We start from the raw sequence: 22,838 nt of genomic DNA, 5'->3' as shown, positions 1-22,838 counted from the left end.
GTTCCCCTTCAACTGACGAAGCCGATGGCGGCGCGGGTGCCGGCGGGCGTGTACTCGGCGAGCCGCGCACGCAGGTTGTCCTCGCGTTGCGGCTGGTAGAGGTCGTGGAAGACGCCCATCTCGGAGCCGTCCCCGGCGCCGCGGGCGATCTCGGCGGGGCAGTCGGCGGCGAGCCGGCCGTAGTCGGGCGCCCCGTACCCCAGCCCGGCGAACACCGGCCGGCGGCCGGATTGGCATCGGACGCGGCGCGGTGTCCGGGAGCCCGGCGGCACGAAGCAGAACCGCAGGATGCCGCGCTGCCGCCGGGCGACGTGCAGGATCCCGGTGAAGATGCTGTCCGAGACGGTTCCGACGGCGTGGACGTGGGTCTCGCCGATGACCGTGGTCCGGTCGGCGTGCAGTTCGGCGTGCGCGTGGCGGCCGTCCGGCGCGGCCAGTGCGGCACCGTCGTGGCAGGCCGCGTCCAGGATGCTGTCGCGCAGGAGGATCGCCGCCGGGTCGGTGCCGACCTCGTCGGCGAGCACCCGGATCGGGCCGAGCACGCACCGCTCGATGTGGACCGTGGCGGTGGCGCGTTCCAGGAACAGGCTGGGTTCGTCGCCGTTCGGGACCAGGGTGCAGTGCCGGAGGGTAAGCGTCGCGAGCGGTCCGCCGGCCCGGATGCCGCGCCCGGCGACCAGCAGCCCGTCCAGGGTCACCGACGCGTCCGCGCAGCCGTCCTCGGCCTCGATGTCGAGGGCGTCCGGCTGGTTGCTGGACCAGTCGAGCAACCGCAGCACCGGCCGGGCGCCGTCCGCGGCCCGCAGGGTGAGCCGCTGCCCGCCGCCCAGCCGGAACGCGAGTTCCTCCTGGTAGGCGCCACTGTCGGTGATCTCGATGACGGCGTCGGCGGGCCGGTCGGCACGCCATTCGCGGTGGGCGTCGGCGATCCGGCGGTACGGCTGGCCAGGCCCCACCCGGTACACCGTCGTGCCGTCCGGATCCACGAGGTCGCGCGGGTACTCGCCACCGCCCAGGTCGTCGCTGAACGCGTAGTGGTAGCTGACGTGCACCCCGTCGTCCAGGTCGGCGCGGGGGCTGAACGCGATCCGGCCCAGCTCCGGGTCGACCGCCACCCGGTCGCGGGCCGGCTGGTAGTGCCATCCGGTCAGGTCGGCGACCACGATGCCGGACACCGGGACGAGCCGGTCGCCGCGCCGGATCACCACCGACTTGCCGGGCCCGTAGTAGTCGGCCAGACGGTCGGCGAACAGGCGCCGCCGCAGCCGGGCGGGCACGTTGTCGACGGTGGCGGCATGGGTGGTGGACGGCTCCGGTTCGGGCCTGGTCACCAGGTGGGTGTCGGCGCCCAGGACGGAGAAGGTGAACCGGTTGCGGGCCCCCTCCACCCGGTACGCCGGGGCGTCGGTGACCGGGTACGCCTTCTGCCGCCACACGTGCACCTCCACCCCGGCGCGGCGGACGTCGAAGGTGCGGGCGGACGACTCGAACGGGGTGCCGATCAGGTCCAGGGCGCCGCCGTCACGCAGGTCGGCGAGGCTGCCGCGGGTGGCGCGTACCGTGTCGGTCCGGGTCGTGCCCCCGTAGAGGCGCACCGGCTGGGTGTGCGCCAGCAGCCGGGAGGTCTCCACGGCGCGGGCCGGCCAGCCGGCGGCCGCGTCGGCGAGCTCCTCCAGCAGCGACAGGGTGCCCTTGCGGCGGCGGTATCCGACCGTGCCGGCGACATCGCGCCTGGGGGCGAGCGCCTCGGCGAGACGGCGGATCGAGTCACCGGACGGGCCGCCGTCGTGCAGCCCTTCACTGAGGATCCGCTGGTATCCGGCCAGCGGCCGGTAGCCGACCAGGTCGCCGATCAGCGGCAGCGCCCGGGCGGCGGCGGTCTCCACGAACCAGTCCTCGTACTGGCGGGTGGTCGCGTCGCGTACCCGGTCGATCTGCTCCTCGATCGCCGCGAGCAGCGCCCGCAGCGGCTCGCCGCCCTCCTCGTCGGCCAGCCGGTACCAGCGCGGCAGCAGGTCCACGAGTTCGTCGGCGGCGCCCGTGCGATATCCGCCGGCCGCGAGCCTTTCGCTGGTCATGCGATCTCCGTCAGGGTCAGGCCGTCGGCGGCGAGGACGGCGAACTGCGCCGGCCGGAGACCGCGGAAGACGGTCACCGTCCGGCCGGGCGGGAGCGGCCGGACATCGGTGATGTCGGGGTTGAGGCGGGCCAGCTCGGTCAGCGGGATTCCGGCCGCGGCCGCCACCGCCGTCAGGGTCCGCGGGTCCGGGCCGGTGACCCGGTGGATCTGTTCGACGTAGCGGGCGGGCCTCGCCGGCACGACTGGAAGCGGTTGTCCGGGCCCGTCGGTGGGGGCGAAAACGGCCACGTCCACGTAGTCGACGCCGGGCGTGCGGTCGGCCACCGCCATGACCTCGCTCAGGTAGGCGTCCCGGGCGAGATCCCGGCCGCGGTAGCCGAGCCGGTCCAGCAGCGCCCGTCCCAGCCGTGGCGCGACGATCTCGAACGCGTGCCCGGCGGCCACCTTCACCCCCGCGACCAGCCGCAACGCGACCAGCTCACGCACTTCGACACGCACCGGCAGGCGTGGGTCACCGTGGGCGGCCAGCGCCGCCCGCAGCGCGGGCAACAGGTCGGATCCCGGATCCAGGGGTACGTCGTCGACCGCGGCCACCGTCACGTGCACGACCCGGCGGCGGCCGTCGAACACCTCCCGCGCCGTGGCCCGTCCGATACCGGCCCGGGAGCGGGTGAAGTCGGCGTAGTCCCGGGTGGACAGCAGCCGGTCCAGGGTGGCCACCGCGAGCGGGATGCGCCGCCGGGCCAGTCCGGGACCGTCCGGGTCGGCGCCGCCGGTGGCCGGAACCGGGTTGGTGACCCCGATGACGCCGAGCGGCCGGGTCACCGGCTGGGTGATCCGCCCGGCTGGCAGGTTGCCCTCCGGTCCGGCCCCGAACCGGTAGCGGACACGGATGTTCTCCTGCCCGGTCGGCAGCCGGGCGCCGTGCACACCGTCGCCGAAGGTGACCGTGGTCCGGCCGTCCGGCGTGTTCCCGAGGACGTAGACCCGTTCCGCCGGGCCACGTCCGTCCAGGCTGTCGGCCAGTTGCCAGAGCAGGCCGTCGACGCGGACCTCCAAGGCCGGGCGGGCGCCGACGGGGTCGCCGGACGGCAGCCAGGTGAGCGGTTCCTGCCACAGGGTGAAGGTCTGGTGGACGGCGGTGGCGTCGCCGCTGCCGATCGGGTCGTCGCGGGTCTCGCCGTGGCTGGCGGGGACGACGTTGCCGAGGATCCGGACGGTGTCGCGCCGGTAGCGGTGGGCCAGCGGACCGGCCAGCACGATGGTGGTGTTCGCCGGTCCGTGGCCGACGGCGGCGATCGTGACGATCTCGGTGTGTTCGCCGGTGACCGCCAGGATCCGGCCGGGGCGCAGGGCGTCGTGGCGGTCGTCCAGCTCGATCCGGTCGCCGTGCACGTCCTCGGCCAGCGGCTGCCCGGCCGGGCGGAGCGGCTCACCGCCCGCGTAGATCGTGGTGTCGCGGATCTGGGACAGCAGCACGTCGCCCTCGCCCAGCCAGGCGTCGTCGAGGACGAGCCGGGTGCCGCGGCCGGTGATGCCGAACTGGGCGTAGGTGGCGGTGCGGGCCTCGGCGACCCGGGTGATGAGCGGCGGCCGGCCCGGTCGTTCGACGACGATCGGGCTGCCGGGGGTGACCGTGTTGTGGACGGCGTCCAGCGACAGCACCGTGCGGAGGCTCTCGTCCGGCACCGTCGCGACCGCGATCTCCAGGGCGCCCGGGTACCGGATGGCGATCACCTGGCCGTCCACGGTGACCGGCCGGGTGTCGCCCGGGTTCAGATCGAAGGACTGGCCGGCGACGGTGACCGTGACCCGGCGTTCCGCGGTCGGGGTGGTGACGGTCAGCTCGTGTTCGGGCAGGCCGGGCCGCAGGTTGACGGTCACCCTCTCGGCGGTGCCGGTCACGGTGACCCGGCCGGGGCCGAGGTCGACGGTGGTCTCGGCGACCGGCAGGTTCTCGCCGTGCTGGACGGTGCCGTCCGGCTGGGCGTGGACGAACTCGGCCCGTACGGGGACCCGGCCGGCCGTGTCGAAGACGATCCGGGTGGTGGTCAGCGTGGCGCCGGGCAACGGCCAGTCGGTCACGTTGATCACCCGGCCCTGCTGGTCGCGTACCGGTTGCAGGGGTGCCGTGGCGCCGAACGGCGTGGCGGTGACCCGCAGCGCGAACAGGCCGGTCAGGGCGGCCACGGCGGCGAGCCCGGCACCGGTCGGCTCCTCGATGTGGACTCCACCCAGATCCCGGGCGCGGGCGGCCTGATCCACCAGGGCCGCCGCGAGCCGCTCGCACCAGTCGGCGATGTCCTGACGGGTTCCGGCCACGGCGGCGGCCTCGGTGAGCCGCTGGATCGGATCGGCCAGGCGCTCGGCGTACCCCTCGGTGGTGTTGATCTGATCGAGATCGGCGTCCAGAGGGGCCAGCACGGACCGGTCCGTCTCGGTCACGAGCGTGCCGTTCGGGCGCGGCTCGGCGAGACGGCGCCGGAGCTGGGCGATCAGCTCGGGAAGGCTCGGCGGCGGCGAGCCGGGCAGGCCGATCGCGGTGACGTCCCGCTCCCTGTCTATCCGTAGGCGGGCCACCGGAATCAGCCGCCGGTCGTCGCCGAAGACGAACAGCAGCCGGTCCCCCACCACGAGCAGGGTGTCCGTTCCGGCCACCAGGATCTCGGCGCGCCGGGTGAGATCGTCGGTGGTGAGCGGATCGGGGCGCTGCCGGCGGACCGCGAGGTCGTTCCACGCGGCGCGGGCGACCAGGTCGGCGTCGGTCTCGAAGGTCTGCGGCGGCTCCCCGGAGGCGGCGGGCACGCTGCGGCTGCGCGAGCCGCGCGGGATCAGCACGTCCGCGTCCGCGCCGCCGGGCTGGGAGCGGGGATCCAGCCGGTACGCGAGATGCGTGTCCGCCGCGAGCCCCGGCCGCGGCCGGTAGTCGACCAGCCGGCCGAGCAGCCCGAGCGAGCGACGGTCCCGGGCGGTCCGCAGGTAGCCCTCGTCGCCGATCCGCTCGCCGTGGAAGGTGAGCAGGTCGGCGACCACGGCGGCCGCGTCGAGCAGGGCGATCGCCGGGTCGTCGGTGGTGCGCACGGTGAGCCGGCGCAGCGCCGGGTGGTCCAGCATGTCGCTGAGGAACGTGCCGTGGTCCACGTCAGTCGCCTCCGTCGGTCAGGACTGTCTCCAGGCGGCCGTTCTCCGGCCGGTCCGGATCGTTGTCGCACCGCGCGATCTCCAGCGGGCCGAGGCGCAGCAGGCCGGCCTCGAGTTCCCCGGAGTCCGGGGCGGACAGCCGCCGCAGCCGGGTCACCCGGGCGGTGCGCACCCCGGGCACGGACGCGGCCAGGGCGGTCAGCCGGCTCACCCGTACCGGGTCGCCGAAGGTGAGCGCGTCCGGGCGGAAGGCGGCGAACAGTTTGCGGTGCAGTTCGGCGAGGATGCGGCCGTGCTGGTGGCCGGGGGCGGCGCACACCTCGATCACGATGTCCAGCGGGACCGGGCGCGCCGGGGCGACCACCAGGTCGTGGCCGATCCGCCGGTACGCCTCAAGCCGGTCCGCCACCTCGTCCAGAAGCCGTTGGGACGGGACTCCACTGCCACGGGCGTCGATGGCGACGTGCGCCTCGGCGGTGCTGCCGGTCCACCGGATCTCGGCGGCCGCCCGTTGCACGCCAGGCAGCGCGGAGGCCAGCTCGGCGTAGTCGGCCGCGGTGATCGCCCGCTGCCGCTCACGGCGCAGGGCGAGCGGGGCGAGACGGCGGACCTGGTCGACCGGTTCCGGGTCGGTGCCGCCGACGGCGGGCAGCGGATTGCGTACGCCGGTGACCGCCGGTCTTTCGCCGTCGTCGCGGCACATGACCAGGTGGGTGATCGCCTCGGCGCCGACGTTCCCGGCCGTGCCGCCGCCGACCCGGTAGCCGATCCTCGTACCGGGCGGGGGTGGGGTGTTGAAGCGCAGCAGGAGCCGGCCGTCGTCGGTGAGCTCGCCGACCACATGGCGGTCGCGAGGGCCGCTGTCGAGCAGGTCGCGGCGCGGTGTCCAGTCGCCGTGCAGGACGGGCAGGGCCCGTCCTGGGTCGCCGGCCAGCGCGCTGACCGGGCCGGCCAGCACCGGGTCGCCGGGGCGCAGCCCGTCCGCGTACCGGTCTCCCCAGGTCTGGGCGATCTCCTCGGCGATGTGGTCGCCGAGGACCGTTCCGGCGCGGGCGCGGGCGGCCAGCACCTCCAGCCGGCGCAGCTTCCCGGCCAGCCGGCGCTTGTTCCCGGCCAGCAGGTCGCGCAGCGTGCCGGCCGGGTCCTCGCGCAGCCGGGTGCGCTCGGCGTAGGGCAGGTCGAACAGGACGGTCAGCTCGTCGACCTCGCCGTCGGACAGCCCGTTGCGGTCGACGGCGCTGCGCCACAGGTCGGCCAGCCGTTCCCGGGCGCGCTCCGGAAGTGCGGCCAGGTGGGCGGCCTGGCCGGCGCGGACGTGCTCGGGAAGCGGGTACGGGACGGCCTGCGTCACCGACCGTGGCCCCGGCGTGCTGACCGGCTCGGGTTCAGGGAGGGTGCGGCCGTGATCGACCAGGATCGCGTTGCCCCGTGCCACACTGTCGCAGAGGTCCAGCGGTCCGGTGAGAGCGTCCCCGTCCGCCCAGGTCACCTCCACGATCTCCTGCCCGCGGAGCCGGTCCGTGCCGGGCGTGACGGAAATCAGCCGAACCGCCTGTCGGTGGCCACGGGTCTCCTCGAGAACCAGCACGTCGCCGGGCCGCAACCGCAGACAGCGGTCGTCGTCGCGCAGCGTCGCCGCGGTGGCCCCGGCCAACAGCGTCGGCTCGTCGCCCTCCCACGTCCAGAACCGGATGGCGTTGTGCTCCGGCCACAGTCGCGCCGGCCGCCGGTCGAGCGGTTCGAAGATCAGGGCGTGCTCGACGCCTCCCCGGTGCGCGTCGGCGGCCGCGAACCGGTACTCGCCCGGGTGGAGGGTGACCGGCTCGGCGACGTCCACGACGACGACCGTGCGGGCGTTGCAGCCGTCGTGCATCGGGTAGTCGATCAGCTTGGCGTGGCGGCGGACCGAGACCCGGTGGCGGGCGGTGTCCAGGTACGCCTCGGTGGCGACCGCATCCTGCTGGTACGAGATCTGGTCAGCGGTGTAGGCCAGCAACTCGACCAGGGCGACACCGAGATCGGCCGGACCGCGCTCCACCCACGCCGGAACGGTCAGCGCCATCCGGTCCAGCAGCAGCCGCCGGATCGTGTCGTAGTCGCGTGCCGTGTAGTCGATCACCGGCGCGGGCGGGCGCACCCGGTCCGGCGGTGGCGGCTCGAACGGCGGCGCGCACTGTGGCCGGAACCGGAACCCGGCACCGTGATAGCGCTGGTCGAAACCCGGGTAGGGCCTGGTCCCCGGCCGCCCGTAGGCGTCGGTCTCGACGATCGACAGCCGGTAGCGGGAGGTGTCGCCGGCCCGGTCCACGGTGACGTGCAGCCGGTCGTCCAGCTCCGGGTCGCCGGCGTGCTCCACCTCCACCTCGACCGCGGTGACGCCGGTGACGCGGCGGCCACCGTCGATGCGGATGTTGCCGGGTCCCAGATCGGCCGGGGCCCGGCCCAGGAACGTGACGGAGAGCCGCAGCCCGTCGTCGCTCACCTCGATCTCGTCGACCCCGTTGTGGCCGGCCACCCGGATCGCCGCGCGCCTACGGTCGCTCATTGCGCCACCTCCGCTGCGCTCCGGCGTCGCAATGAGTTCAAGACTGAGCTGAATGATTCACTCGCAAGCTCGCTCACTGCGCCACCTCCGCCGCGCTCCGGCGTCGCAATGAGTTCAAGACTGAGCTGAATGATTCACTCGCAAGCTCGCTCACTGCGCCACCTCCGCCGCGCTCCGGCGTCGCAATGAGTTCAAGACTGAGCTGGATGACTCGCTCGCAAGCTCGCTCATGATCGCCCCTCGAAGACGTCCTTGCGCTCGCTGCCGGTCCGCCGCACGGTGTAGTGCAACTCGACCCGCACGATGCCGCCGGTGACGGACATGTCCAGCGCCCGCACCTCGACCAGATCGCCGAGCAGGCGTTGCAGGCTCGCCCGCACCGACAGCTCCAGCGCCGCGACCAGCTCCGGGGCGGTCGGGGCGAACACCAGGTCGAGCAGGCCGCAGCCGAAGTCGGGCCGCATCACCCGCTCCCCCGGGCTGGTGAACAGCAGCTGCTCGATCAGGTCGCGGGCGTGCTCGTCGTGGGTCGCCGTGGCGGTCCGGCCGCGGGCCCCGAACCGGAACGGGACGGCGATGTCGATGCGCATCAGGCCCTCCCCGGGAAGATCTGGCCATTCACGTCGACCCGGCCGCCGGAGACCGTGAGCACGCCGCCGAGGCCGTCCTCGAGACGGACGCCGCCGCCGTCGATCCGCACCGACGCTCCGCCGGCCCGCAACAGGATTCCGCCACCGGCGGTGTCGGAGACGACCACCTTGTGGCCGGCCCGGGTCTGGATGACGACCGGCTGGGTGGGTGGTTCGGCCTCCTGGGCGGTACGGGCGTCCGGCGGCAGTTCGGCGGCGTCGCCGTACCAGGTGCCGGACCAGATCGGGTGGCTGGGATCGCCCTGTTCGAACTCGATCCAGACACCGGCGCCGACCGCCGGCATGCTGAAATGCCCGAACCCCTCACCGGTGAACGGCAGGCACGGCAGCGCCCAGGTGGACCACTCCCGGCCCAGCACGTCGGGCACCTCGGCCCGCAGCCGGGCGATGCGCCGGGGGTCGGCGTTGTCGACGACCCGGCCCCGGTACTTGCCGAGGAAACGGTTGCTCGGTTCCGGCATCTGATGCTCCTTAGGGCCGCACGGTGTCGCCGCGCGCGACCATTCCCTCGCGGGAGATCGTGAAGTTCTGCAGGTACTGCCCCGGCCGCAGCGTGTGGGTGACCGAGGTGACGAAGTAGTCGCCGTCGTACGCCACGCCCGCACCGCGCACGCCGACCAGTTCGCGGGGGCGCAGCACGAAGCCGTACCGGGTGACGTCGAGCGACCCGGACCCGGCGATGGCGTCGGCCGACGTGGCGGCCCGGGCCAGCAGCTCGGCCTGCGCCTGGGCGGTGCCGAGTTTGGCGGTGTTGCGGAGGCTGGGCCGTTTCAGCGCCTCGGTCGGATCCCGGCCCAGCGGCGGGCGCAGCGGGTCGATCGGCGGCTGGGCGAGCTGGACGATCTCGCGGGTGGCCGGATCCTGCACGAGAGCGGTCGGCTCCTCGCGGGCCAGCCCGTCGTAGGCGAAAGTCAGTTGGTCGACGGTGGAGTTCGCGTCCATGTTGACCGACAGCGCGTGCTGCCGGACCCCGGTGCGGATCTGCGGTCCCCAGTAGGCGGTCGACCGGCCCGGCTCCGGCCCCGGCTCCAGATAGAAGGTGTAGCCGTTGGCGCGCGCCAGCTGGTTGAGGTACCGCAGGTCGGTGCCGCTCTGGAAGTCGATGCGCTGGGCCGCGTCCGGTGGCTGCGGCACCTGCTCGGTGATCACCCGGGGCGTGATGCCGTACCCGGCGTACCGGCGCAGGATCAGCTCGGCCCGCTGCGAGGGCGCCAGGTTGGGGAAGCCCTCGGCGCGCTCGTCCAGATCCATGACGAGCGTCAGGTCCTCGCCGGTGACGGTCAGCGTGGACTGGCCGGGACGGTTGCTGGCGCCGACTTCCTGCCGCGTGACGAGCCCGTCGAACAGCACCGTCGTAGCGCCGCGCAGCGTCGTGCTCAGCACCACCCGCGTCCTCGGGTGGAAGAAGCGTTCCGGCAGGTAGCGCCGGGCGATCGGCCCGTTCTTGGTGAGGTCGAAGGCGAGCTGGAAGCCGCTGCGTTCGCCCGCGGTCGCGGTGATCTGCGCGGACAGCAGCGCGTCGCCGACCTCCGGCGGCACCGGCCGGGGCAGGTCGCGGCCCATGCTGAGATCGAGGTGCAGCGGCCCGCGCCCGAAGGGTTCGTCAGCCAAGATCAAAACCCCGTTCCGGTACGCCGATCGCGCGGCCCGGCTCGGCGGTCAGCTCACGCGGGTCGAGCACCGGATTGGCGTCGGCGATCCGCCACCACTGCTCCGGGTCGCCGTAGAAACGCCGTCCCAGCAGGTCGGGCCGTTCCCCGGCGGTGACCGTGTGGACGCCTGTGTGGTCGCCGTCAGGCAGCGGTGGCAGCAGCCGGTGCCGGGCGTACCGGATCTCCTGGCCGTCCGGCCGGGTGTGCACCGCGATCTCGACAGCGGCGTAGCGGCTGGTCCGCGGGTAGGGTGCGGCGCCGGGAATCCCGTCGTAGACGTTCGGGTAGGGCTCGGGCACGTCAGCCTCCGATCCTGCTGCCACGGGCGGCGAGTTGTTCCTTCATCGCCAGGTGGGCGAGGTAGAAGTCGCCGCCGGGATGCCCGAACGGCAGGTCGCTGACGGTGAGGATCTTCATGCCGATGCTCAGCGACGCGCGGATCGGGTTGAGGTCGACGTCGAACGCCTGCTCGTTGACCGACAACTCGGTCAGCCGGACCGGCATGATCCGCTTGCCGCCCCAGGTGAACAGGGTCAGCGGCATCTCGATCGGGTTGACCTCGATGGCGCCCCGGCGGGCCGCGTCGATGGATTCCCGCAACTGGGCGACCGTCGGCTGGACGAGCATCTCCAGCGCGGCCAGTTGCGGGTGGATGCCGTCCGGCGCGGCGACGTCCAGTTGATCGGTGGCGTCGATCTCAGCGGTGAACTTCCACTGCTCCTCGGCCGGGCCCTTGAGCCGCAGCGCCTCGTTGCGGTCACCGTCGGTCCCGGTTCCGCTCGCACCGGACGTGCCCCCGGCCGCCTGCGGCTGGATGCTGCGTTCCAGCGAGTCCGGATTGAACTGCATGACGATGACCCGCCGCGGTGCCGCGCCGCCCGGATCCATCACCACGATCGATGCCCGGATCGCCTTGGGAATGTCGGCGAACGTGCTCATCTACCACCCACCTCCACGTTCTCGTTCGATCCCCTCCAGCAGGATCCGGGCGTTCTCCCGGACGGTGTCGTGCGGATCGTCGGCGGCCAGCCCGGCGACGATCTCCACGAGGCCGGGGGTCTGGAGATAACCCGTCGCGACCACCACCGACAGCCGGATCCCGGGATCGTCGTCCCGGCTGACCGTGCGGAACGCCTCCGCCACGGCGTCGCTCTCGGCGTCGGTGGCGGACAGCGCCGCCGTGTAGACGGCCCGCAGCCGGTCGTCGCGGTCGGTGGCCCGCCCGATCTCCCGCAGCGCTTCCCCGGTGGACCAGAAGGACGACCGTTCCTCGATGTCGAGCTGGACGTCCGCCACGTCGTCGCCGTACAGGGTCAGATAGTCCAGGCCCACCATCGGGTCCTTGACGAGATGGATCTCGACGGAGCCGTCCGCGGTCGCCCAGACGTTGACGAACGTGTCCGAGGCGGGGTCCTCGACCTGGAGCATGTCCCAACCGTCATCGAAGGAGATCTGGTCGACCTCCAGTTCGGCGTCCACATTCTTGAACACCATTCGAGCCTTCATCTCAGCCATTCATATTCCCCTGAAGAATCCGCTAGTCGAGACCGTAGTATCTCAGCATGAAGCGCTGCACCTGCTCACGCCCGTTCTGAATGGCCTGCGATGCGGTGGGACCGTAAATCCCCTGTCCATTGGTGACAGCACGCATCCACCGTTCACTCAACTCGAATTGCCTGCGCGCCAGCTCCCTCCGATTGAGCAACGCGTTGCTCGGCCTGCGCCGCCGGCTCCGGATCCGGGCCGCGATGCCACGCGAAGCGCTTGCCGCCAGCCGCATCGACATCGGGAAGGACCCCCGGCCACCCCTCCGGCCGCTCTCCCTGGCCTCGAACTGGACGAAGGCCTCCTCCCAGCTGAGCTGACCTCGCTCGATGAGCCGCACCATCATCGGCGCGAATCCGAGATTCGCCCGGTCGCGCACCGATTCGCGGACGAAAATCAGCCAGTGCAGGGCTCGCAGGAACTCACGCTGGTCAGCGTCGAATCCGCCCGGAAATCGCCTCGTCCTCGAATACTGCCGCAGCGCGTGCGCGATGGCCCGGTCCCCATGACGCATACGCTGGATCACCCGGAATATCTCCGGATAGGTGCCGACTCCCTGCGTCAGCGCATTCGTGGCGCCCACGCGGTTCTCCTCGGACACCGGGTCCCGGTCGGGCCCGACCCGGTACGTCTCCATGGCTCCGGGCTGTCGCCCACGCCCCTCACGCGGCCGGTGCGGACCGGCGACCCGGCTCGGCCCGCCCGGGCGGGCCAGCTCCAAGCCGGTTCCCCGGTTCTGCAGGTACCGGACCGCGCCCGGGATGTCGCGGGACTCCGCGATCTCCAGTGCTTGCTCCTCGGCATTGACCCCGGCCACCGCCATGGTGATGCGCATCCTCCGCGCCGCGTCCTGCACGTCCGGCCGCTGGAGCATCTCCTCGGACACCTCGGTGACCAGCCGGCGCAGATCGGAGCCGGTGAGCACCCATCCGCGCTGGACATCCCGCCGCGGATTCAGCACCGCCGTGATCCCGAAGTCGGGCTGCCCGGCGGTGTCCAGGCCGGTGAGGCGGTACCACAGGCGCAACCCGGAGAGCGCGGCCCGCAGCGGGCGGCCGAGCACTCCCCGGTCGACGAGCCGTCTCACCTTCGGCTGGATCCGGGCCACGATCCGGCGCAGCCGCTCGTCCTTGGACTCCTCGTCCTTCTTTCGCTCCCGGTCCTTGCGATCCGGCGAGTGACTCCGCTCCGGCGAGGGCCTGGACGACGGATCCCGGTCCGGTCGATCGGCATCCCGGCGGTCACGCGGGCCGCCCGGGCGGTCGCCGTCCCGTCCCGGTTTCGGGGCACCCGTGCCGTCGGGCTTCGACCGGGACGGATCGGTGTCCCTGGGGCGGTCCGGGTCGGTGTTCTTCGGTTTCGCCGGGTCGGCGTCCTTCGGACCCGGCGACGGCTTCGCCGGGGCCTTCGCCTCGGGCCGCGGTCTCGGCGGCGGGGTGGGGCGGGTGTCCGGCCGTTGATCCGCGGCGGTCCTAGGAGTGCCGTCGCGGTTCTTTGCGGTGGCGGGCGGCACCCGGCCCGGCGACCTGGCAGGGGCCGGCGTCGACCCGGCTGGCAAAGCAGCCGACGGCCTGTCCGCAGCGCCGGCCGGGCTGGTTCCGGGCCGATCCGAGGTTCCGGAAGGACTCGTCCCCGGCCGATCCGGAGCACCGGCGGGCCTTGCCCCGGGACGGTCCGGAGCACCGGTGGATCGGGTTCCGGGCCGGTCCGGAGCACCGGCCGACCGGCTACCGGGGCGATCCGGGGCACCCGTCGATCGGGGTCCCGGGCCGGCCGGGGGCCGCCGGTCGGGTCTCGGCCCGGCGGCGGGACGGGGCCTCGGCGTGGCGGCGGGCCGCCCAGGAAGGCCGCCCCGGGGCGCCGCACGCGGGGTATCGGCGCCCCGCGTCCCGGTGGTGGGCCGATCCGGTGCCCGGCCGGGTCGGCCGCCGTCGCCCGGAGCGCCCGGCGTGTCGCGCTTCTTGCCCCTGGCCAGCCGCTGCGCGACGGCCTTGAGGCGCTTGCCGACCTTGGCGACATACTTGCCGATGCCGCTCACCAGCGCCTCGTAGGCCAGTTCCAGCAGGGCCACGATGCCGGCGGCGACCGCCTTGGCGAACAGAATCCCGGCGCTGCCCTGCCGGACCGCCAGCAGCCAGGACAGGACCGCGCCGGCCGCCCGCAGGATCGCGCCCAGCGAGCCGATCGCCGTCCGGATCGCGTCGATGACGGCCATCACCCAGCCCGCGCCGGGGATCAGCTTGGCGATGACCTTGGTGATGACGATCTCGCCGATGATGACCGGGAGCATGGGCAGGATCGCGTCCCACGTCTCCTTGACGATCTTCTCGAGCGTGAAACCGCCCTTGACCAGTACGTCGATGACCGCCCTGCCGACGCCGAGGATCTCCTCGACCTTCTGCTGGAACCATGCCTTGACCGCCGACTTGACCTCGCGGAACAGGTGGTTCTTCGCACCGTCCACGGCCGAATTCCTGGCGCCGCCCAGCCAGCCGCCGGGATCGGACAGGAAGTCGATGGCGATGAACATGAACTTGCCCAACGCGCCCAGCAACTGGGAGGCCGCCGCGAGGACCTGCTTGACCGCGTCCACGACCGCCTTGATGACGTCCATCAGGGCTTTCAGCAGGATCCGCAGAATCTCGGCGAGCAGTTTGCCGAGCGCGTCGAGCAGATCCTTGATGATCTGCTTGAGCATCGCGGCGAGCCGGTTGACCAGGGCGATCGCCGCCTTGATCAGGTCGGTGATCAGTCGCCGGATGCGGTTGGCCAGTTCGATGACCGCCTGCACCATGGCTTTGGCGAACTCGATCAGCTCGGTGATCAGCTTCGTGATCGCGTCGACGATGAACGTGCGGGCCTCGTTGATCCACCGCTCGACGGTCGACTTGAAGTTCTTGATGAAGCCGACGACCGCGTCCCGGGCCGCCCGGATCACCCGTACGATCGCGTTCTTGATCTCGATGACCTTCTGTTTCAGCCATTCGAAGGCCTTGGCCACCCAGTTGCCCGAGTTCTGTACGGCGGAGTCGCGCTGCCGCTCGGCGTCCTGCTCCGCCCGGGTCGCCTCGGCACGGATCCTCTTGTCGCTGTTGTCCTTCTCGGTGGTGACGTCGTCGTCGGCCTTCTTCTCCCGGTCCTGCACGTCCTTACGGACCTTCGCCTGCCGGTCCGCCTTCTTCGTGCCGAGTTTCGACAGCTCCCGGTCCTGATCGGTACGCCAGGCGGCACGCTGCGAATTCACGTCGTCGAGCGCGCCACCCCGTACCCCCGCCTGGTTTTCGGTGTTGGTCGCGACCTCGGCGGTGACCTCGGCCCGGTGGCGTGCCTGCGAGTCGCGGAAACCACGGTCCCGGTCCTGGCGGCCCTGCGCCATGCCCTGACCGCCCTGCTGGAACGCTGTCTGGATCCGGGGGCCGTTGTCATGTTCGGCCACCTTGGACGCCGCCTCGGCGGGCACCGCACCGGTCGGCGCGCCGACGGCCGGAACCGGGGCGCCACCCGGCCGGCCCGGCACCGCCGCCTCCATCGTCTCCGGCGGCACGTCCGGGTAGACCTGGTCCTCGCCCATCCCCCGGCCGGCGTCCTCGCGGGCGGCGCTCACCGTCTGCCGGCCCTTGTCGTCGACGGCGGCGCCCTGGTCGGCCGACGTCTGCCCGGCCGCGCCGCTCATCTGTACGCCCGGCGCGTTCCCGGCCATCGCCTGCTTGAGCGCCTCGTCCCTGGTGGGCAGCCCGGCGAACTTGGCGGCCAGTTCCTGGGCGTCCACCTCAAAACCCAGCCACGAGGCGACCTTGCCGATGCCGAAACCCAGCGCCATCTTGAAGGTGTCCCAGCCGCCCGGCTCCTCGGCCTGCTCCGCCTCGATCGGCCCGGCCGGCTCCTGCGCGCCGGTGACCTCGGCTTTCCCACTCTCCGGCGCGGTGGAACGCTGGGCCGGATCCGTCGAGTACCGCACCGCCGTGTCGGCCTTCGGCGGGCCGGACAGCGTCTGCGGTGCGCCGGCCGGGCGTTGCATGGCGGGCGGGGCGGTGGCCAGATTCTTGTGCTCGTCGCCGACATTGCGGTCGGCGGCGCGGCCCACCCCGCCCATCGCTTCCAGGGCGCGGTGCGGTTTCAGCGTGGCGGCGGTGGCCAGGCCCCCTTCGGGGGATGCGGTGGACAGGTCCGGGGCGGGCGCGGATTCGTCCTTGCGCTTGACGGGGGCGGCCGCGCTCCCGCCTCCGCCGCCTCCACCACTGGCGCCCGCGCTCCCGCCGCCAGCGCTCCCGCCGCCAGCGTTTTCGGCGCGCACTGATGGCGGGGCGGCGCCAGGCGCCGCTTCCCGCGAGGCCGGATCGGTGGCCAAGGCAGGTGCATCGGGCGCGGGCGGGGTCGGCGCGGGCTCACGAGAAGACATTTCCGGTACGGCGGGCCGCGCGCTCGACGGCGACCCCGTCCCGGCGGCGGGTGCTGTCGACGGCTCGCTTGTCGTCCCGGGTTCAGCGGCCGGGCCGCCGGCCGACCGGCTGGAGGACTCCGTGGCCGGTGCGGTCGCCTGCCCACCGACCGCCTGCTGGCTTGCCTTCTCGGGCGCCGCCGCGACGTTGTCACCCGCAGCGGACGTACCTTTCGCCTCTTTCGCGGCCGGCTCAGTCTCGCGAGTGCCGCCCTCGGAACGCCCGGCCACCTCCTGCACGGTGGTCTGCGCGTCGACCGGCCCGCTCCTCGGGTCGGCGCCACTCGCCGGGTCCCGCAGGGCGACACCGGTCGCGGACGGTATCCCGGCGACCAGGTCCGAAAGCGACAGAGCCGGCCCCACCACGTCCGGCCCGGACTGATCGTCGGCAAGAAGCGGCTCCGGCTCCGCCAACTCCGCTTCGGCCTGCTCCTCCTCGGCGTCCTCCGCCTCCCGCTCGGCCTGCACCCGGTCGGCACGGGTGATCGGCGCTGCCGGGAACGACGGCATCGACGGCTCGACGCTCGACGCCGGATCCATCATGTCGACGGTCGGGATCGCGGACACGTCCGGGTCCTGAGCCGGCAGGAAGTCGTCCGGTCGCAGGCTGACATCCCAGGCGCTGGACGGCCCGCCACCGACCTCCACCTCGGACCAGTTGGTCGGCGGCGGCGATTCGGGTTCCGTCTCCCGCAGCTCCGGCAGGTCCTGGTTGCGGAGCGGATCGAGTGTCCCCACCGCCGACGACATCTGGGTGTCCTTGCCCACGGTCGCCGGTGTGCCGGCCGTCCGCCCCGGTTCGAACCGTTCCTCCGGCCGCACCTGCCTCCCCGCGGCCCGGGCCTGGGCGGCCTCGGGCCGGTTCCTGGCCGCCGACCCCTCAGCACTGGCGACGGGCACCTCCCGCTGCGCCGTCTCCCCACCGGATTTCTCGGCGGCGGCCTTCTCCCGCGAGGCCGCGGATCCACTCTGAGCAGCCGACGCGGACTCGCCCTTCGCCGCGGACCCGGACAAGCCAGAGGAACTGGGAAAGCCAGAGGCGGGTTCCTGCCGGGCACCGGAATCCGACCGGTTGCCGGTATCAGCACGGGCGGCAGGATCGTGTCGCCCACCGGAATCCGGCCGGGCGGCCGGATTCGGTCGGGCAGCGGGAAACGGCCCGGGCGTGAGGGCTGGCCCGCCGGGCGTCCCGTACTGCTCCTTCTCCGGACCGGGCGCGGGCTCCGGCCGTCCCGAGGCCTCCCGCTGCTCATCGGCACGCCGCCGGTCCAGCTCACGGGCGTACCGGAGATCCTCGGCCGAGTCGGGCTCGGGCAGCGGCGCGGCGTGCGCCTCCGGCTCCGGGATCTCGCCGTCGACCTCGTCGATCAGGTCGAGGACCCGCTCGTACTCCGGGCCGAGCAACCGGTTCTCCAGCCGGTCGAGGACCGGCTCGACGAGTTCCTCCGGCAACCGCGCCAACTGGGTGCGGGTCCGATGCGACCAGTCGGCGGGGTCCCCGCGCAGGGACCGCACGATGGTCGCCGCCAACCGGTCCGGCAGGGTGGCCGGATCCAGGCGCTCGACCCGCATCTGGTCGGCGGTGACCGTCGCGTACCGCATCCAGGCGGGCAGCGGCGCCTCCGCGTCGACGGCCGCCGCGCCGGACAGCTCCACGGCCGCCGCGCCGGACGGCTCCACGGACTCCCGCGCGGCGCGTTCGGCGGCCTGTTCGGCGGGTTCCGCGGGCAGGCTCACCGCCCCGGCCGCACGCCCGGCCCGCAACGCCCCGGCCCCGTACGGCTCCTGCACGGTGTGCAGCAGTTCGTGGACGAGCAGCCGCTGCCCGCCGGTGGTGCCCGGCTGGTAGGCGCCGGCCCGGAAGAAGACGTCCCGTCCGACGGCGACCGCGTCCGCGCCGAGCAGCCCGGTGAGCGCGTCGGCGTCCCGGTCGGTGTGCAGCCTGACCTGCCCGAAGTCGTACCCGAGCCGCTCCTCGGCGGCCCGGCGCACGCTGAGGTCGAGTGGCTGCCCGGCCCCGCTGACGATGTTCCTGGGCGACGGTGTCGACGTGTTCCGGCCACGCCGGCGGCGCCGGTCGTCCTGTTTCGACCGCCGGTCCGGTGTGGCGCGGGTGGCGCTCATCGCCGCCTCCCGCGCCCGCTCAGCCCGGCGTGCACCGACCGGGCCAGCGTGATCCCGAGACGCTCCGGCGAGACCGCCGGGGAGATCGGCGGCAATCCGGCCAGGGCGTCCAGCTCACGCTCACGTCCCGAAGCCAGCGGTACGCCGTACGCGCGCACGAGCCGGACAAGTTCAGTGGTGAACGCGGCCGATACCAGGTCCACGTCCACGGATGGCCCGAATCCGTCGAGCACCAGTTCGCCGATCTCGACCCGTACGTCTCCGGTCAGACCCATCCGCGCACCTCGCCCGGGGTGAGGGAGCGTTCGAGCTTGAGGTATTCGGTGCGGGCGGCCGCCAGCAGGTGTCGCATCCGCAGCTTGTCGCCCTCGTCGGCGGCGAGAAACGCCCCGGACAACGCGATGTTGCGGATCGACCCGCCGGCCACGGTGAGCTGGGCCAGCAGGTGCGGGTCGAGCCCGGCGGCGGGCGCCTGCGCGGGCAGCACCCGCCGCCAGATCTCGGCCCGTTCCCGCTCGCCGGGGAACGGGAAGTCGACGACGAACCGGATGCGGCGCATGAACGCCGGGTCTAGCGCCTGTTTCATGTTGGTGGTGAGCACCGCCAGTCCCCGGTACGCCTCCATCCGCATGAGCAGGTAGCTGACCTCCAGGTTGGCGTACCGGTCGTGGCTGTCCTTGACCTCGCTGCGTTTGCCGAACAGCGCGTCGGCCTCGTCGAACAGCAGCAGCGCCCCGCCGTGCTCGGCCGCGTCGAAGACGGCCCGCAGGTTCTTCTCGGTCTCGCCGATGTACTTGCTGACCACCTGGGACAGATCGATGACGAACAGGTCGAGCCCCAGTTCACCGGCGATGACCTCGGCGGCCAGGGTCTTGCCGGTGCCGGAGCCGCCGGCGAACAGGACGGTGACGCCGAGCCCGCGCCGCAGGGTCCGGGCGAAGCCCCACTCCTGGTGGACGGTGGCGCGCCGGCGAACCTGGGCGATGATCTCCCGCAGGACGGCGACCTGCCGTTCGGGCAGTACGAGGTCGGCCCAGCCGGCGCGGGGTCCGATGCGGCGGCCGAGTCCGTCGAGGCCCATCCGCGCCTCGTCGAGGCTGGCCCGCCAGGCCACCTCGGTGGCGGGAATCCGGGCGTCCGCCAGGTCCCGGCGGACCGCGGCGGCCACCGACCGGACGGTGTGCGGCGGTAGCTGGAACTGGGCGACCAGGTCGCGCAGCTGCTCGTCGCCGAGGTCGGGCACGTCGGCGAAGGCGTCCCGCCACAGTCCGAGCTGTTCGTCGTCGGTCAGGTCCGGGACGGTCACCCGTGGCCCGCCGTCGCGGCGCGGCTCGTCGCCGCCGACGATCAGGGGTACGGCCGCGGCGGCGGCGAACGCGTCGGCGGCCGCCGTCCGGTCGCGTTCCAGGGTGTCCACTTCGAGCAGCAGCGCGGCGGGCAGCAGTACGGCCTCGCGCTGCCACAGCCGGGCCAGCCGGTCCCGGTCGGCCGGGTCGGTGGGCACGTCGGCGGCGCTCATCGCGTACAGGGAAAGGTCGTGCTGGGCCGCCGCCGCGGCGGCGATGTCCGACCGGATCCGCCGGGTGCCGCCGACCAGCTCGATCCGCAGTGGCGGTTCGGTGATGCCGACGGCGACCCGCTGGGCGGCCGTGCGGTGGCCGGGCGCCACGCCGGCGGGTTCCGGCACCGGCCGCAGCAGGCCGTGCAGCCGGGCGTCGAGGTAGGGCGTTCCGGCCAGGAAGTGCAGCACCCGCTCGTCGATGCGCAGCGGGGAGGCGGTGAGCCGGGTCTCGTCGGCCGGTTCGACGAGCCGCCAGCGGCGCAGCGGCGCGACCGGGGTGAGCGCGTCCCAGTGCGGATCGGGCAGCGCGGCCAGCGCCAGCCCGAAGGTGGGGTAGGCGCGTTCCGGGTCGCCGTGCGCGGCGGCGCAGCGGCTGCCGGTGGTCGGGTCGATCTCCACGGCGGCGGCCAGCAGCAGCACGGCCCGTTCGAAGGCGCTCAGCCCGAAGCGGTCCACGAGCACCCGCAGCGTCACCGGGCCGGTGCCGGGCGGTGGCTCGGGGTCCGCCCCGCCCGCGTGCGCGTCGAGGCGGGTCAGGACCCAGCGGACGGCGTCGGCGAGTGCCGCGGGGTCATTCACGAGCGGTCACCCGGATCGACGGTTCCCGCACCGGCGGCCGCTGCGGCGGCGTCTCACGCCCCTCGATCAGGACAAGGGACGCCTGGTAGACCGCGGACAGGACGTACGGGGTCTGGTGGAACATGCCCCAGAGCTTGGAGGTCTCCTCGATGTCCATGGCGGTTGGCGAGAACCGGACGCGCTGCACTGTGGCGGCCAGGTCGCTGCCGTTCAGGTAGGGCTGCCGAACGGCCTCCTCGATGACGTCGGCGGGCAGCAGCGGGTGCTCGTGCAGGGTCCGGACGATGCTGCCGATCAGCCGCTGGCCGACGAGTTCGTTCTCCTCGCCGTACGCGCTGATCAGGTATTGCAGGTCGAGCGCCGCGGCGGCCCGGCCGATCGGGGTGCCGTCGGAGGCCCGGACCGGCAGGTCGGCGTTGCGCAGGGCCGCGTTCGGGGTGACCTGGTAGCAGAAGACCGTGACGGACGGCTCGTTCGGGGGTTCGGTGTGCGGCCGCCGGGTCTGCACGTTGACCGCGAAGTCGATCTCCGGTGGCAGGTTCCGTTCGATCTGCATCGCCAGCGCCTGGGTGACGGTCGCGATCGCCAGCGCGTTGCTCACGGGCGTCCCTCCCCCGCCAGGTAGTCGGTCAGGCTCACGACCGGAGACGGCCGGCCACTTCGCGGGGTACGGGCGGGCGCGCGCTCGGGCGCGGTGGCACGGACTTCGAGGCGGCCGATCGTGACGTGCACCGACGGTTCGGCGGGACGCGCCCGGCGGCGGGAGGCCGGCGGCAGCGCGGTTTCGCGCCGTGCGGCCACGACCGGGGCGACACCGGCCGCCGGCCGCATGACGGGAGCCGGACCAGCCACGGGACGATCCGCCGGCGCGGTCGCCGGCGCGGGACGCTGCGGCGCGGTGACAGCGGGCCGGACCGGCGCGCCCGAGATGACCTGGGTGACAGTCTCGCGAACCGCAGCGGGTTCAGCCGACCGGATCTCGGTGGACCGGCGCAGCGGAGCCGGTGCCGGATCGGCCGATCCAGGATCCGGCCGCTCGACACGGATCTCGGTATGCCGCTCGACACGGACCGGTGCGGTCGGCGGCCGATCGCCGGATTCGCGGACGACCGGGTGCGCGGCCGGAAGCGGCGGCATCTCCACCTCCTGCCAGCGGGCCTCGCCACGCTCGAACGGGCCGGGCAGCCGGGGCCGCGTCCCACCGGTGTCGCCGCGCCCGGTGTGGCGGGCCAGCAGCCGGTCGAAGTAGTCCGGAGTCGGCTCAGGCATCGGCGCACAACTCCAGGTAGTAGCGGCGCCGCACCGGGCTCAGCGCCAGGATCTCGGGTTCGGTCCAGCCGTAGGCGCCGGCCAGCACGTGCACGTCGGCGAGCAGGTCCCGGGCCCAGAAGTCGAGTTCGGCCCAGAGGTGGGCGGCGATGTCCAGCCGTATCGTGGTCGCCCGGCCACAGCCGGGACAGGGCACCCGCAGCATGATGTCGCCGGCCGGGTCGGCGCGCTCGGCCGCCTCGGCGAGCCGCCGCTGCACCGTCTCCGGCAGGCCGGCCGCCGTCACCACCCGGGTCCCGTGACGGGCGGTGACGACACAGCGGGCCAGCAACTCACCGCGCGGATCCCAGGACTCGGCAGCGGCCGCCAGGTCAGCGACGGTGGGTGGCCAGAACTCGACCTCCCACCCGTCCTCCGCCACCCGCAGCGGCCCGTCGACCGGCTCCGGTGGTTGAGCCAGGGCGGCGGCGTCCAGATCGAACTCCAGGATCTCGCCGCAGTGCGCGCAGTCGGCCAGCACCGGCATCCGGTCGCCGAACAGGGCGCGGCGCAGCGCGTACAGGTCGGTCTCGCGCTCCCCGACCGCGAGCCGCAGCAGATCGTCCGTGGCGGTTCCGGGGCGGGCGGCCCGGTGCAGCGCCAGGGCGCGGGCCGGCCCCGTGTGGGCCAGCCCGTCCTCCCAGGTGGCGAGCAGGCCGGCCGATCCGTGAACCGTCATCAGGCCGGGTTGGTGAACGACGGCTCGACCGGCTCCGGCACCTCGTAGTCGCGTTCCCAGCCCTCGCACTCCAGCTTGAGGCTCTGGATGGCGACCGCGTTGGCGTTGGCGTCGAGTTCGCCGAGCACCGAGTACTCGCTCGGCCAGGCCCGGTACAGCTTGTGCGAGACGGCGACCTGCCCCGCCTCGTTCAGCACGTCGATGATGATGTTCTTGCGGAAGTCGGCGAGCGACACCTCGGCGCCGAGTCCCGCGCCGACCTGCCAGACCTTGTTGGCCCAGCGGTCGAACTCCGGGTCGTGGGTGACGCCCCGTTCCAGGGTGACGCCCTCGAACTCGGAGCGGCCCGGCGACTTCACCGGGGTGCTCGGCGAGCCGCCGTCCCGGTGCTTGATCACCTCGGTGGTGCGCTTGAGCGGGCTGACCTTGCTGATCCCGGCTACCGTGCGCCCGTCCCACCGGACCAGGAACTTGAAGTTCTTGTACGGGTCGAACCGGTGCGCGTTGACTTCGAACTCGGCCATCGAAAGTTTTCC

The 22,838-nt window shown here is 73.2% G+C and carries 16 protein-coding genes; all 16 read right to left on the bottom strand.

What is annotated here, in order from left to right:
• Window positions 1–8: 8 nt before the first annotated feature.
• The gene (locus BJ964_RS28255; RefSeq protein WP_188123510.1) at window positions 9–2,078 is read right to left on the bottom strand and encodes a hypothetical protein; all 2,070 of its coding nucleotides are present in this window, start codon (window positions 2,076–2,078) and stop codon (window positions 9–11) included.
• Window positions 2,075–5,221, bottom strand: a complete 3,147-nt coding sequence (locus BJ964_RS28250; RefSeq protein WP_188123509.1) for a putative baseplate assembly protein — start codon at window positions 5,219–5,221, stop codon at window positions 2,075–2,077. Before BJ964_RS28250 ends, BJ964_RS28255 begins: the two co-directional genes overlap by 4 nt.
• Before the next feature lies 1 nt (window position 5,222).
• Complete coding sequence (locus tag BJ964_RS28245) at window positions 5,223–7,766, bottom strand: putative baseplate assembly protein (protein ID WP_188123508.1); 2,544 nt, start codon at window positions 7,764–7,766, stop codon at window positions 5,223–5,225.
• A 227-nt stretch (window positions 7,767–7,993) separates the two neighbouring features.
• The gene (locus tag BJ964_RS28240) at window positions 7,994–8,356 is read right to left on the bottom strand and encodes a GPW/gp25 family protein (protein WP_188123507.1); all 363 of its coding nucleotides are present in this window, start codon (window positions 8,354–8,356) and stop codon (window positions 7,994–7,996) included.
• Window positions 8,356–8,877, bottom strand: a complete 522-nt coding sequence (locus tag BJ964_RS28235) for a phage baseplate assembly protein V (RefSeq protein WP_188123506.1) — start codon at window positions 8,875–8,877, stop codon at window positions 8,356–8,358. Before BJ964_RS28235 ends, BJ964_RS28240 begins: the two co-directional genes overlap by 1 nt.
• A gap of 10 nt (window positions 8,878–8,887) precedes the next feature.
• On the bottom strand, window positions 8,888–10,027 hold the full coding sequence (locus BJ964_RS28230; protein ID WP_188123505.1) for a hypothetical protein: 1,140 nt from the start codon (window positions 10,025–10,027) through the stop codon (window positions 8,888–8,890).
• Complete coding sequence (locus tag BJ964_RS28225; protein ID WP_203832589.1) at window positions 10,020–10,367, bottom strand: LysM domain-containing protein; 348 nt, start codon at window positions 10,365–10,367, stop codon at window positions 10,020–10,022. Before BJ964_RS28225 ends, BJ964_RS28230 begins: the two co-directional genes overlap by 8 nt.
• 1 nt (window position 10,368) lies before the next feature.
• On the bottom strand, window positions 10,369–11,007 hold the full coding sequence (locus BJ964_RS28220) for a hypothetical protein (protein ID WP_188123504.1): 639 nt from the start codon (window positions 11,005–11,007) through the stop codon (window positions 10,369–10,371).
• A complete protein-coding gene (locus tag BJ964_RS28215; protein ID WP_188123503.1) occupies window positions 11,008–11,562 on the bottom strand; it encodes a HEAT repeat domain-containing protein in 555 nt (184 codons plus the stop codon).
• Window positions 11,563–11,605: 43 nt separating this feature from the next.
• Window positions 11,606–18,175: an eCIS core domain-containing protein gene (locus BJ964_RS28210; RefSeq protein WP_188123502.1), complete on the bottom strand. Its 6,570-nt coding sequence runs from the start codon at window positions 18,173–18,175 to the stop codon at window positions 11,606–11,608.
• Window positions 18,172–18,450, bottom strand: a complete 279-nt coding sequence (locus BJ964_RS28205; RefSeq protein WP_188123501.1) for a hypothetical protein — start codon at window positions 18,448–18,450, stop codon at window positions 18,172–18,174. Before BJ964_RS28205 ends, BJ964_RS28210 begins: the two co-directional genes overlap by 4 nt.
• Window positions 18,441–20,315, bottom strand: a complete 1,875-nt coding sequence (locus tag BJ964_RS49195) for an ATP-binding protein (protein WP_188123500.1) — start codon at window positions 20,313–20,315, stop codon at window positions 18,441–18,443. The genes BJ964_RS28205 and BJ964_RS49195 overlap by 10 nt, the downstream gene beginning before the upstream one ends.
• Window positions 20,308–20,916: a DUF4255 domain-containing protein gene (locus BJ964_RS28195; protein WP_188123499.1), complete on the bottom strand. Its 609-nt coding sequence runs from the start codon at window positions 20,914–20,916 to the stop codon at window positions 20,308–20,310. The genes BJ964_RS49195 and BJ964_RS28195 overlap by 8 nt, the downstream gene beginning before the upstream one ends.
• Complete coding sequence (locus tag BJ964_RS28190; protein ID WP_188123498.1) at window positions 20,913–21,584, bottom strand: hypothetical protein; 672 nt, start codon at window positions 21,582–21,584, stop codon at window positions 20,913–20,915. Before BJ964_RS28190 ends, BJ964_RS28195 begins: the two co-directional genes overlap by 4 nt.
• A complete protein-coding gene (locus tag BJ964_RS28185) occupies window positions 21,577–22,302 on the bottom strand; it encodes a hypothetical protein (RefSeq protein WP_188123497.1) in 726 nt (241 codons plus the stop codon). Before BJ964_RS28185 ends, BJ964_RS28190 begins: the two co-directional genes overlap by 8 nt.
• On the bottom strand, window positions 22,302–22,826 hold the full coding sequence (locus tag BJ964_RS28180) for a phage tail protein (RefSeq protein ID WP_188123496.1): 525 nt from the start codon (window positions 22,824–22,826) through the stop codon (window positions 22,302–22,304). Before BJ964_RS28180 ends, BJ964_RS28185 begins: the two co-directional genes overlap by 1 nt.
• Window positions 22,827–22,838 lie beyond the last annotated feature (12 nt).

This window comes from Actinoplanes lobatus (genome assembly GCF_014205215.1).
Taxonomy (GTDB): Bacteria; Actinomycetota; Actinomycetes; order Mycobacteriales; family Micromonosporaceae; genus Actinoplanes; species Actinoplanes lobatus.
The sequence above is the reverse complement of the archived record's forward strand: the minus strand, read 5'-3'. Positions and strand labels throughout refer to the sequence as shown.